Here is a 12,347-nt window from a genome sequence, read left to right as displayed (position 1 = left end):
CTCCTTAAAAGTTAAGATTGTTTTTTAATGTCTAATTTATCGTATAAATCATCTATTAATTTAAGTGAAGATGTGTAACCACCAGCCATGTTCCAATTAATTTCATCGATATTATCTGAAACATGGTTTTCTTTGACTGCTTTTAAATTCTGCCACTGATTACTAGAAGTCCATTCTTCCTTTGTTTTTTCAGCCAACTTCTCATCCTTAGCAGATGTGTCGCTTTTAAATATGAAGATATGATCTGCATCCATTAGTGGAATACTTTCTTTAGTCGTTAACTGAATAATATCTTTTCCTTTACTAACTTGTTTTTCTTGTTCTTCGGGACGTTTAAAACCTAAATCATGTAAAATATCGCCAGCATAACCACTTGCGTAAATACGAGCATGATCTGCTCTGAAGTTAATAACGGAAGCTGAAACAGGCCATTTATCTCCGAATGTTCCTTTCGCATCTTTTTTGAATTGTGTAACTTTCTCATTATAATTTTTTAATAATTCATCTGCTTTTTTCTCTTTACCTAGAGCTTTACCCATCATTTCAAGAGTATCTTTGAACTTATATACGGTATTATGAGTTATAGTCGGTGCAATCTTAGAAAGTTGTTCATATTGCTTTTCGTTTCTTACTTTAGAAGCTACTATTAAATCAGGTTTTAATTTAGCAATTTCTTCTAAGTTAGGTGATGGCTCTTGACCAACAATTTTAGTGTCTTTTAAGTCTTCTTTTATGTAATCGTATTTTGGTTTTTGAGTCCAAGACTCAACAGCGCCCACTGGCTTAACATCTAAAGCAACGGCGACATCTGTTGCACCTTGATATAACGTAACAACACGTTTTGGTTTTCCTTTAATCTCCGTCGTTCCCATAGCGTGTTCGATTTTTACTGTCTCATTATCTTTTTTAGCTTCAGAAGATTTTTCTGAGTTGTTACTTCCACAAGCTGCCATCAATATGATGGATACTAGTGTAACTATAAATAATTTAGTTAGGTTTTTCATATTATATAATATCCTCCTTCGTTAATGATAATCATTATCATTACTATATATAAATATGTAACAGCTTTACTCGTATGTCAATAAAATTTTTTGCTATATTACGCTAAAAATTGGTTTTTATTAGAGGACTCATATAGTTAGAATAAAATATAAATTTTAAATCCTTAAGCTTATCTATAGACAATAATAATATATATGATATTATAGACACACAATATCTATAATACAGAGGTGTAACATGAAGATATCTAAAGGTACAGATTATGCTTTACATTCATTACTATATTTAATAAGCAATGGTGATAATCAGCCTGTAACTGTAAAGAGGTTATCTGACGTGCTAAATGTTTCTGTTACGTATTTATCTAAAATTTTAACTCAACTTGTCAAAGCTGGTGTGATTAAATCGGCTTCTGGTGCTAAGGGTGGTTATTATTTAGTGAATAATTGGGAAACCATTAGAATATATGACATCATTACTGCAATCGATGGTCATAGAAGCATGATAGAAGATAGTTTTAATCATGGTCCGGAATGTAAAGTTCAGTCTATTTTAAACTCTGCGGAGGATGAAATGACGAAATCTTTAAAATCGAAGACGTTAAAAGATTTAATGTAAATTAAATCTTTTTTTAACAGCTAATCATAGATATTAAGACTCTTTAATATATGTGGAAAAGGTGGTATAAATATGTTTGATTGTATAGTAGTAGGTGGAGGTCCAGCTGGATTAGCGAGTGCTTTAACTTTAGGAAGAGCTTTAAAAACAACATTGGTAATAGATAATGATAATGCGAGAAATAAAGTGACACAGACTTCACATGCGTTTTTAACACAAGATGGTGTAACACCAGAAGAATTAAGGGAAAAAGCACAATCGGATGTTGATAAATATGAAGATGTAACGCGCGTGCAAGATACAGTTGAAAAGATTGCTAAAGAAGGCAATACTTTCATAGTGAAAACGAAAAATGAAACGTACAAAGCTAAGAAAGTTATGTTATGTACTGGATTAAGAGAGACATTACCTAATATAAAAGGTGTGAAAGAAATTTACGGAAAATCTGCATTTTACTGTCCTTGGTGTGACGGTTATGAATTAAGAAATAAATCATTACTCGTAGATGTATCTCCAGAACTAGTGATGCATATGGCTAAATTAGTTAGCAATTGGACTAATGATTTAGTTATAAGTTCACAAGACTTTTCAGAATTAACCGAAGATGATAAATCATTTTTAAAAAAGAAAAATATAAAGCTTGTTCAAGGTAAAGTATCGGAATTTAAACATGATGATGGAATGATAAATGAAGTGATATATGAAGATGGTACTAGAATTTCTAGGAATGGTGCGATTATATCAGTTGAATGGGATACAAAATTTTCATTTTTAGAAGAACTTCAAATTGAAAGAGATGAAAATGGAGGTATTAAAAAAGATGACTTTGGAGAAACTTCTATTCCAGGGTTATTTGTAGCTGGTGAAACAAATGGTGCAATGCCTTCACAACTTATCGATTCTGCTGCAAGTGGTAATCATATTGCTAAATTAGTAGCAATGCAAATTATATTAGAAGCAGAAGGTGAAACATTAAAAGGTTAGCCTGAGTAACTTCAAATATTTATTTAATTCTTTGTAAATAAAAAAATCCTCGCTAACGTATAAAGACTTCTGCTTATACGCTAGCGGGGGTTTTAATTATTTTTTAGTGATTGTAATATGAATATCGAACTCATTGAATTGTGATTTATGCTTATAGCGTTCAGGATTTTGTTCATTCTCTAAATCCACCAGTTCACCAATCAAAGCATTTTTTTTATTTGTTTTATGCATAGATCCTGAAAAACTTTGTGGTGGGTTTTGTTTTAACTCTACTAATTCTGATAAAATGTCGTCTCTTGTTCTCATAATATTGCCTCCTAAATGTTTTAGTAACAATAAAACAGCTCATCTTAAGATTAAGAAGAGCTGTTTAGAGAATCTTCTTATCTTTCAAGTTGATACTTGTTGGATTTAGCACAGTACTTACGCCTGTTGCTGAGGTTTCATCGGGCCAATTCCCTCCGCCTACTCTTAATAAGACTTACGAGCTATTTTATTGTTTCTATTAATATAACTGATAATTCAATATTTGTCTAATAAAATAAATAAATGTTTAAAATATTAAGAAACTGTGAATATATAAATAGTAATCAGCTTGAGGAGGTATAATTATGAAATTTAAATGGATGTCATTACTTTTAGCTTCAGGTCTAGTATTATCTGCTTGCGGAAATAATAATGATGACGACGATATGAAAGACGATCAAAAAGATCAAAAATCAGAACAAACTGAAAAAGAAAATGACAGTCAAGATAATGACAATAAAGATGATTCTACAATGTCAGATAATAAATCTGATAATAAAGCAACTGAAAAAACTGTAAAATGGAATGATGTGAAAGTATCACCTGAAGAAGCAGTTAAAACAGCTCAAAAAGAAGAAAAAGGTGGTTTGAAAGACATATCATTCGAAAAAGAAACTGGTGAGTGGAGTTATAAAATTGAATTATTAGATGGACAAGATGAAAATAAAGTCTTGATCAATGCAGAAGATAATTCTGTTACTAACGTTGAAAACGAAAAAGAAGATGATGACGACAATGACAAAACATTTAAGTTATCTGATGCAGCTAAATTCGAAGATGCTTTAAAAGTAGCTCAAGATAAAGCATCAGGAGATTTAAAAGAATGGTCATTAAGTAGAGAAAACGGTAAACTTGTTTATTCTATTGACTTAAAAGAAGGAAATAAAGACACAACAGAATTTACGATTGATGCTAAAACGAAAGAAATATTAGAACAAGAACAAGACTAATATGAAATGTTTAGACAGGTTGGGACATAAATAAATGTCCCAGCCTATTTTTTTAATACTTTTTTACCTTGATTACCCTCAATTTAATTTACATTTTATTGAAATTTCTTATTGACTAATAGTAAAGATAGGAATAAATTAAAAGAGTGATAATGAATATCAATTAGGTGGGGAGAATCCAATCATGAAGAGAATAGCAACAACACTTTTAGCAAGTACTTTAATATTAACTGCTTGTGGTAATGATGATGAGAAAAAGGAAACTAATAGTGATAAAGAAACGAAAGAAACTACAAAAGTTGATTTTTCTAAAGAAACAAAAGCATATAAAGATTTCACAACGAAACAATTAGATACATTTTTAACTGAAACTGAAAAGTTTGTAGAGGCTGTTAAAGCTGACGACGTTGAAAAAGCTAAAGAGATTTATCCAAAAGCGCGTATGTATTATGAAAGATCAGAGCCAGTAGCGGAAAGTTTTGGCGAACTGGATCCTAAAATTGATGCGCGCTTAGCTGATATGAAGGAAGAGAAAAAGGAAAACGAATGGTCAGGTTATCATAAAATAGAAAAAACTTTATGGGAAGAAAACTCTACAAAAGATATGGGACCTGTTGCAGACCAATTACTTAAAGATGTAAAAGAGTTAAGAGCAAAAGTTGATACTGTAGACGTAACACCAAAATTAATGTTGCAAGGTTCTATTGATTTATTAAATGAAGTATCAAGTTCAAAAATAACTGGTGAAGAAGAAATTTATTCACATACAGATTTATATGACTTCAAAGCAAATATTGAAGGAGCAGAAAAAATCTTTGAAATCTTTAAAGATAAAGTAACTGAAAAAGATAAAAAAGTTGCTGAAACAACGCAAGAAAGATTTGATAACGTTAACAAATTATTAGCAAAATATGAAACGAAAGATGGCGGCTATGTCGACTATACTAAATTATCAAAAGAGGATACGAAAAAATTATCTGAAGCAGTTGATAAATTAGGTGAATCATTAAGTCAAATGGCAGTCATTACGGAGTGATAACTTATGACTAACAAGGACAACCATATAGCAAGAAGGATTTTTTGAAGCTTGCTGGAGTTGGGGGTGCTGGCCTCATTTTAGGTTCTACCGGTGTCGGTGGAACCTTGTTAGCTTCTCAATATTTTGCAAAAGATAAAACAGATGTAAAAAATAAAGTGAAATTTTATGGTAAGTACCAATCAGGTATTACAACTGATTTGCAGAAACATATTTATTTTGTAGTGTTAACGATTAATAAAATGTCTGTTTCTGATGTTAAAGAAATGTTTAAAACTTGGACGAATTATAGCGTTCATTTAATGAATGGGGAACCAGTAAAAGAGTTAGGCCAAAATAAAATGTTACCAAGTCCAGATACCGGTGAAACAATCGGTATAGATGCTAATCATTTATCATTAACTTTTGGTATAAGTCCATCCTTTTTCGAAAAAGTTGGCCTTGAAAAGTATAAACCTGAATTGTTGAAAGACTTACCTCATTTTCCTAAAGACCAATTAGATAAACAATATACTGGCGGAGACATATGTATACAAGCTTGCTCTGATAATCCACAAGTGAATTTCCATGCTATTAGAAATTTGATAAGAGTAGCTAAAGGTGAAGTTTCTATGAAATGGAGTCAATCTGGATTTAATTCTATCAAAGTAAAAAATGGAAAAATGGAAACGCCTAGAAATTTATTTTCATTTAAAGATGGCACTGGAAACCCGTCTATACATAATCAAACTGAATTAGATAAGTATGTGTTTATTCAAGACGGGTGGGCGAAAAACGGTTCATATTTAGTTGTAAGAAGAATACAAATGTTGTTAGAAACATGGGATAGAACGGCACTTGGTGAACAGGAAGCTACATTTGGAAGGTATCGACATTCCGGAGCTCCATTGGGTAAAGAGAAAGAATTTGACGAGTTTGATAGAAATATAAAAGATAAAAATGGAGAGAAATTAATAGAGGATGAATCACATGTCAGTTTAGCAAAACAGGCGAAATCTAATTTGCTTAGACGTTCTTATTCATACTCAGATGGTATTAATGAACAAACTGGCGCATTTGATGCAGGGCTATTATTTTTATCATTCCAAAGAGCACCGGAACAATTCATTAAAATTCAAAGCAAAATGGGCGCTCAAGATAAATTGAATGAATATATCACACATAGAGGTTCAGGTATTTTTCTATGTTTACCTGGTATTCAAGAAGGAGGATATTTAGGTGAAGCGTTATTTAATCGCATTTAGTATTACCATATTAATGTGCCTAGTTATCCCTATAACTGTTAAAGCGGAAATAAGTTTAAGTAATATTTATATTAGTGTGACAGATGCCAAAACAGCACTCCAAGACAAGGATACAAAAGCTTTTGAAGCACACTTTAAGGATATTAAAGAAAATTGGTCAAAAGTTAACAAAAAAGATCATAAATTAGTTAAAACAATTAATAATGATATAGAAAATATCGAAAAAAGTAACTCAAATGATGAAAAAATAAAATCGCTTAATACTTTAACAACAGATTTGATAGATTATGAAAAAGTATTAAATCCAGTAGACAAACAAGCAAAAAGAGATAAATTGCAAAATCAAATGCAACCGTTGATTAAAGAGATGGGTACAGCTATTTCTAACAAAGACTTTGACAAAGCGGTGGTAATTAATAATAAATTGAATTCAACTTGGACAAACAACGAAAAAATTGTGAGAGAAGAAAATATTGGGCGTTACGGTAAAATAGAAACAGCATTGATGTTTATTAGAATAGAACTTACAAAAGATAAAATCGAGCAAGGTAGTGCCCAAATGCAAGTAGACCAACTCAAAAAAGAACTTGATGACTATCATGCAGGTAAGCAGTCAGATGCAAAAACGAGCAACCAAGATGTAACGGTTTTAAATGAGTATCTAGATGAAGCAATCAGAAATATCAAAAATAATAAACTAAGTAAAACAAAACAAGATTTACAAAGCTTTATTGTTGCTTGGCCAAACGTGGAAAATGAAATTGGCACAAGAAATGGTGAACTGTACACAAAAATAGAACAGAAAATACCACAATATGTAGGGCAAATAAATGGAAGCAATAAAGATGATATACAAGCAGAACTTGAGACATTGGATCAAGAAATTAAATCAACTATTTCTAAAGCAGGATATACATTTTGGGACGCAGCTTTAATCCTTTTACGAGAAGGTGTAGTAGCATTGCTAATTATTATGGCTTTGTTAACAGTTACTCGTAAAGCAGAACAAACAAAAGCATCTAAATGGATAATGAGTGGAAGCTTGCTAGGAATTATATTAAGTATAGCTTTAGCATTCATATTTAAGGCAATATTTGAAAATTTAGGATCTACACGTGAATTAACAGAAGGTATAGTGGGTATATGCTCGGTTATTTTGATGGTTATTGTAGGTGCTTGGTTACATTCAAAATCAAGTTTAGAATCATGGGAAAATTTATTAATAAAAACATGGATAAAGCAATGTCTACAGGTAGTCTACTAACATTCGGTTTAGTAGCATTTTTATCAGTATTTAGAGAAGGTGCGGAAACTATTATTTTCTATTTAGGTATAGTAGGTAAGATTTCAACATGGTCTCTCATACTTGGAATATTAGTAGCAGTATTTATTTTAATTTTAATAGCCGTATTCTTTAATCAAATTACAAAATGGATACCAATACATAGACTATTCTTTATTATGTCACTATTTATATTCCTATTAGCATTTAAAATATTAGGCGTAAGTGTACACACGCTACAAATTCTCAATATTTTGCCTCAACACACAATTAATCATTTACCATTTATAGATCTTATAGGATTATATCCAACATATGAGACGGTTATACCACAATTAATCTTAATTGTGATTGTTATGATTTATTATATGATGAGCAAGAAATAAATAAGAGTTTAACCCCCAATCTATCACTCGATAGGTTGGTTTTTTATGTGAGAAGTGTGAAATGTACTAACTTTATGACAATTGTCATAGTGTATTCGTGACAATTTGTACTTATACATACAGCTAATATAATTTATACTTAAACCAATCTTATAAAAGGTGGTGGCCATAGTGATTAAAGTTCAAAATGTAACGAAAGTTTATAATGGTAAAAAAGTTGTGAATGATGTTTCTTTTCAAATTAATAAAGGTGAATGTACAGCTTTAATTGGGCCGAATGGTGCAGGAAAATCAACGTTAATAGATATGATTATTGGTGATAGAAAGCCAAACAATGGAACGATTGAAAGAGACCAATACCAACTCGATAAAAAATATATGGGCATATTATTTCAAACGTCAGCATTTCTAGATGTGATGAAAGTAAAAGAATTATTTAATTTATATAAATCGTTTTATAAACAAACAATTTCAATTGAAGACTTTAAAAGAATTACTAGATTTAATGATGAAAAATTAGAACAATTCGCTTCCAAATTATCTGGCGGTGAGCATAGAATTCTTGATTTTGCATTATCCATCATTGGAAAGCCTAACTTTGTAATCTTAGATGAACCTACAAGTGCAATGGATACTGAAATGAGAAAGCATTTTTGGGTAGTAATTGACCAAATGAAAAAAGAAGGAAAAACAATATTTTATACATCTCATTATATTGAAGAAGTGGAAAGAATGGCTGACCGTGTCATAGTACTTAATAAAGGTGAACTTATAGTCGATAGCACGCCACGTGAAATTCGTCATAGTGACCATAAAACAAATATCCAAATTCCTTTAAAAAACAAAAAAATCATTGAAAATCTTAAAGATATTGAAATTGAAGAACTAAAAGACATTTTGAATATAAAAACTGAAGATGTGAATCCGATAATAAGAACATTGATAGAGAATAATGTTGATTTTAACGAAATTGAAATTACGAAAGAGTCATTAATGGATACTATATTCAAAAAAGATGAAGAAAGGAATTGATGTCCTATGTTATGGGCTTACTTTAAATCTGAACTCATTTTATTGTCTAGAAAGAAAGCATATTTAATACTTTCAAATATGTTACCACTTGTTTTTTATTTAATTTTCACAGCTATGTTAGATTTACCAAAGGAATATGAAGCAAAGTTTTACAAAGAATATATGTTTAGCATGGCGACTTTTAGTTTAAGCAGTTTCTGTATCATGACTTTCCCACTTGAAATGATTGAAGATAAGAAATTAGGTTGGGCTAAAAATCTGTTTAAAACACCTTTATCTCCAATACATTATTATGCTGGTAAAATTATGAAATTAATGTGCATGTTTTGTATGTCTATAATTGCTTTATTTGTAACTGGAGCGTTGTATAAAGGTGTTGAGATGTCTATAGGAGAATGGATAGGATCAGCTATTTTATTATGGATAGGATCAAGCATGTTCTTATCTATAGGAGTGCTCATATCACAAATTAAAGATATTCAAAAAGCTAGTGCAATAGCGAATATCCTGTATTTAGGTCTTGCTGTAATAGGAGGACTATGGTTTCCTACAGACCAATTTCCAAATTGGCTAAAAGAAATTTCTTATTTAACACCAACTTATAATTTAAGAGAGCTCTCACTTTCTTTTACAACGAGCGGTAGCTTTCACTATGAATCTCTATTTATTTTAATAGTTTATTGTATAATATTTATAAGTACAGCATTATTTATACGTAAAAAAACGGAAGTGATTTAATTGTCCATATTAGATAAAGTTAAAGCGAATCCAATAGGTACTGCAAACACCGTTTATTTGATTTTTCCAATACTGAGTTTAACTCTATTAAGCTATAAAGGTCCTTTATGGGGTGGTATTTTTGTTACCATCCTTTTTATTTTAAGTTATTTGATTATGATTTATGAAGATTTAACGGAAAAGGTTAAATTAAGAAGAGTATTACTATTGATTCACTTTTTAGGAATTATATATTTTGTGGCATTTTTCCATGCTTTTGATATTATGTTCTTCTTTTATGGGGCATTCATTATACCTTATGCTTTTCAGGTAAAGCTAAATTCTATTGAAGTGCTTATGTATTTCATTGCATTTTCATTGAGCCTAACGATAGTTGTACTTGATTATAAAGATTATTTGTTTATTCTTTCTCCTATGAGTATTGTTTTTATTTTGCTTTTGTTAGGTAACTTTAAAGCTATTGAAGCTGATAAGTTAAAAGAAGAAATTAATAGTAAAAACGAACATATTAATATATTAATTGCTGAACAAGAAAGAAATCGTATTGGTCAAGACTTACATGATACTTTAGGTCATGTATTTGCTAGTTTAAGTATTAAGTCTGAATTAGCGATGAAGTTAGCTGATAATGATATCGAACAAGCTAAAGAAGAAATGGCATCAGTTAATGAATTATCTAAGGAAGCTCTAGTAAAAGTAAGAGCGATAGTTGATGACTTGAAACTTCAATCTTTTGAAGAAGAAGTAGAAACAATGGACACATTATTAAAAAATGCAAATTTATCGTTTGAATTTAATCATGCAATTCGTGCTAGTATACTCAGCCCTACAAAGCAATCAGCATTATCTATGGTTTTAAGAGAAGCAATAAATAATGTGATAAAACACGCTCAAGCAACAAAAGTAACAGGGACAATTATAGAAAATGATCAAAATATTATTATGGTTATTGAAGATGATGGCAAAGGTATGAAAAAAATAAACGATAATGATTTTAATAGCATTAAGCAAAGAATCAATGTATTTAATGGGGATTTGGAAGTGAATAATATAGATGATGGCTTTAAAATGACAATTAGCTTACCAAAAGGGGGATGATACATTATGATTTCAATTGTCATAGCTGAAGATCAAGAAATGTTGAGAAAAGCCATGGTACAGCTTATGGAATTAAACGATGAATTAGAAATCTTGGGTGATACTGCAAATGGAGAAAGTGCACTCACATTAATAAAAGAAAAGAAACCAGATGTAGCGATATTAGATGTAGAAATGCCGAAAATGACAGGTCTAGAAGTATTAAAAGCAATTAAAGAGTCTAATATGGATACGAAAGTTATTATCGTGACTACATTTAAGCGCCCCGGATATTTTGAAAGTGCAGTTGCAAATGATATTGATGCATACGTACTTAAAGAGCGTTCAATAGATGAATTAGTTACAACTATAAAAAATGTAATGGATGGTAAAAAGGAATATAGCGAAACATTAATGACTACTATGCTTAAATATAAAAACCCTTTAAATCCTAAAGAGCAACTAGTACTTAAAAAGATTGGAAAAGGATTATCGAGCAAAGAGATTTCTAAAGAACTATTTTTGTCAGATGGGACGATAAGAAATTACACATCGACAATCATAGAAAAATTAGAAGCGGAAAACCGTTTCGACGCTTGGCAAATTGCTATAGAAAAAGGTTGGATATAAAAAGAGTTTAGTATATAAATCCAAATAACGATGAAGAATAATGCGCTAACGTGCTTGTTTACAACCACAAGCCCGTAAGAGCAGAGTATCCAATGAATTTAGGATAAAATTACATTAAGGTGATGAAGAATCAAGCGTTAACGTGCTTGTTTACAACGACTAGCCCGTAAGAAAATGTAACGTGCTAGACTGAAATTTCTTGCCCGTTAGAGTCACTATAATACCCTCATATATAACAAAGGATCCAGAACATAAATTTGTCCTGGATCCTTTGTTTTCATTCATTATTTCATTTTAACTGTGCGTATGAAATCGTATAGACCTTCTAGTTGATCTAATTGTTGGTTACAGCGAATACTATCGTGACATATATAATTGCCGTTCTTTGTATATGTGCCATCGCCTTTAGATTTCGTAGTTGATAAGAACATGGAAACATTAGATTCTTTCTTACAAATACTACATACACCTGGTTTAATAGTTGTAGATAAATCACCAACTACACCAGTCAATTTATCATCTTCATACATGATGATATATTTTTTCTGTTTTCCAGAATCGTTCCATCCGATATATGATGTTTCTTTTAAATCAATGTTATCCCAATCTGGTTGTTTAAGTTTTTTAGTCTTTTTGAAGACTTTTTCTATTTGTTTAGATGACGGTTGTTGAAAAGGAATGACATAAACTTTTAAGCCAAGCAATACTTTTTCAATTTGTGAACGATTGATTTTTGGATTCATAATGATGTTTATGAAATTATCTACTTCAGAATATTTTTCTGTGAAAAGTTGTTCTATATGATCGTTTGTTATTGCTTGAAAAGTATCGATTGTTTTTGGGTCATTGACTGATTTATATACGTTAAATAGTTTTTCTGAATGTTCTTTAATACTTACATATTGATATGGTTGAATAAAATTATTCATAATTAATCCCTTCTTATTTTAATTTGAACTTTGGGTATGAATAATTGTAGAGAACATGACACATTTAATAGCATCTTGAGATCCCTCCTTATCAGAAACAAGTATAGTCTTTATTAGTTAGCATTTCAAC

At 30.5% G+C, this 12,347-nt stretch carries 14 protein-coding genes and 1 riboswitch; of the genes, 11 read left to right on the top strand and 3 right to left on the bottom strand.

Going from position 1 to position 12,347, the window contains the following annotated elements:
• Nucleotides 1–11: 11 nt before the first annotated feature.
• Nucleotides 12–1,004: an ABC transporter substrate-binding protein gene (locus CD135_RS08650; protein ID WP_070045481.1), complete on the bottom strand. Its 993-nt coding sequence runs from the start codon at nucleotides 1,002–1,004 to the stop codon at nucleotides 12–14.
• Nucleotides 1,005–1,242: 238 nt separating this feature from the next.
• On the opposite strand from CD135_RS08650, the gene CD135_RS08645 reads away from it, so the two are divergent.
• Nucleotides 1,243–1,623: an RrF2 family transcriptional regulator gene (locus CD135_RS08645; RefSeq protein ID WP_064204800.1), complete on the top strand. Its 381-nt coding sequence runs from the start codon at nucleotides 1,243–1,245 to the stop codon at nucleotides 1,621–1,623.
• 72 nt (nucleotides 1,624–1,695) lie between these two features.
• Complete coding sequence (locus tag CD135_RS08640) at nucleotides 1,696–2,607, top strand: NAD(P)/FAD-dependent oxidoreductase (RefSeq protein ID WP_103269251.1); 912 nt, start codon at nucleotides 1,696–1,698, stop codon at nucleotides 2,605–2,607.
• Between the two features lie 96 nt (nucleotides 2,608–2,703).
• Here the strand turns inward: CD135_RS08640 and CD135_RS08635 are convergent, their stop codons facing one another.
• Complete coding sequence (locus tag CD135_RS08635) at nucleotides 2,704–2,913, bottom strand: hypothetical protein (RefSeq protein WP_103269250.1); 210 nt, start codon at nucleotides 2,911–2,913, stop codon at nucleotides 2,704–2,706.
• A gap of 74 nt (nucleotides 2,914–2,987) precedes the next feature.
• A riboswitch (SAM riboswitch) is annotated at nucleotides 2,988–3,088 on the bottom strand.
• A gap of 130 nt (nucleotides 3,089–3,218) precedes the next feature.
• Here CD135_RS08635 and CD135_RS08630 point away from each other — a divergent pair.
• From CD135_RS08630 to CD135_RS08595, 9 genes are all read left to right on the top strand, one after another.
• On the top strand, nucleotides 3,219–3,863 hold the full coding sequence (locus CD135_RS08630) for a PepSY domain-containing protein (RefSeq protein ID WP_103269249.1): 645 nt from the start codon (nucleotides 3,219–3,221) through the stop codon (nucleotides 3,861–3,863).
• Nucleotides 3,864–4,047: 184 nt separating this feature from the next.
• Complete coding sequence (gene efeO / locus CD135_RS08625; RefSeq protein WP_070045488.1) at nucleotides 4,048–4,899, top strand: iron uptake system protein EfeO; 852 nt, start codon at nucleotides 4,048–4,050, stop codon at nucleotides 4,897–4,899.
• Between the two features lie 44 nt (nucleotides 4,900–4,943).
• Nucleotides 4,944–6,143: an iron uptake transporter deferrochelatase/peroxidase subunit gene (efeB, locus tag CD135_RS08620; RefSeq protein WP_103269248.1), complete on the top strand. Its 1,200-nt coding sequence runs from the start codon at nucleotides 4,944–4,946 to the stop codon at nucleotides 6,141–6,143.
• Nucleotides 6,118–7,407 carry an FTR1 family protein gene (locus tag CD135_RS08615; protein WP_245942532.1) on the top strand — a complete coding sequence of 430 codons (1,290 nt, stop codon included), beginning with the start codon at nucleotides 6,118–6,120 and terminating at the stop codon, nucleotides 7,405–7,407. The genes efeB and CD135_RS08615 overlap by 26 nt, the downstream gene beginning before the upstream one ends.
• Nucleotides 7,374–7,811: an FTR1 family protein gene (locus CD135_RS13200; protein ID WP_239738752.1), complete on the top strand. Its 438-nt coding sequence runs from the start codon at nucleotides 7,374–7,376 to the stop codon at nucleotides 7,809–7,811. Before CD135_RS08615 ends, CD135_RS13200 begins: the two co-directional genes overlap by 34 nt.
• 171 nt (nucleotides 7,812–7,982) lie before the next feature.
• On the top strand, nucleotides 7,983–8,843 hold the full coding sequence (locus CD135_RS08610) for an ABC transporter ATP-binding protein (RefSeq protein ID WP_103269247.1): 861 nt from the start codon (nucleotides 7,983–7,985) through the stop codon (nucleotides 8,841–8,843).
• A 6-nt stretch (nucleotides 8,844–8,849) separates the two neighbouring features.
• Nucleotides 8,850–9,581 carry an ABC transporter permease gene (locus CD135_RS08605; protein ID WP_103269246.1) on the top strand — a complete coding sequence of 244 codons (732 nt, stop codon included), beginning with the start codon at nucleotides 8,850–8,852 and terminating at the stop codon, nucleotides 9,579–9,581.
• Complete coding sequence (locus CD135_RS08600) at nucleotides 9,582–10,679, top strand: sensor histidine kinase (RefSeq protein WP_084819078.1); 1,098 nt, start codon at nucleotides 9,582–9,584, stop codon at nucleotides 10,677–10,679.
• 6 nt (nucleotides 10,680–10,685) lie between these two features.
• Nucleotides 10,686–11,288, top strand: a complete 603-nt coding sequence (locus tag CD135_RS08595) for a response regulator transcription factor (RefSeq protein WP_103269245.1) — start codon at nucleotides 10,686–10,688, stop codon at nucleotides 11,286–11,288.
• Nucleotides 11,289–11,572: 284 nt separating this feature from the next.
• On the opposite strand, the gene CD135_RS08590 is transcribed toward CD135_RS08595, so the two are convergent.
• Nucleotides 11,573–12,217: a FusB/FusC family EF-G-binding protein gene (locus CD135_RS08590; protein ID WP_064211160.1), complete on the bottom strand. Its 645-nt coding sequence runs from the start codon at nucleotides 12,215–12,217 to the stop codon at nucleotides 11,573–11,575.
• Nucleotides 12,218–12,347: the final 130 nt, after the last annotated feature.

It is taken from the genome of Mammaliicoccus lentus, from assembly GCF_002902755.1.
Lineage (GTDB): Bacteria > Bacillota > Bacilli > Staphylococcales > Staphylococcaceae > Mammaliicoccus > Mammaliicoccus lentus.
The sequence above is the reverse complement of the archived record's forward strand: the minus strand, read 5'-3'. Positions and strand labels throughout refer to the sequence as shown.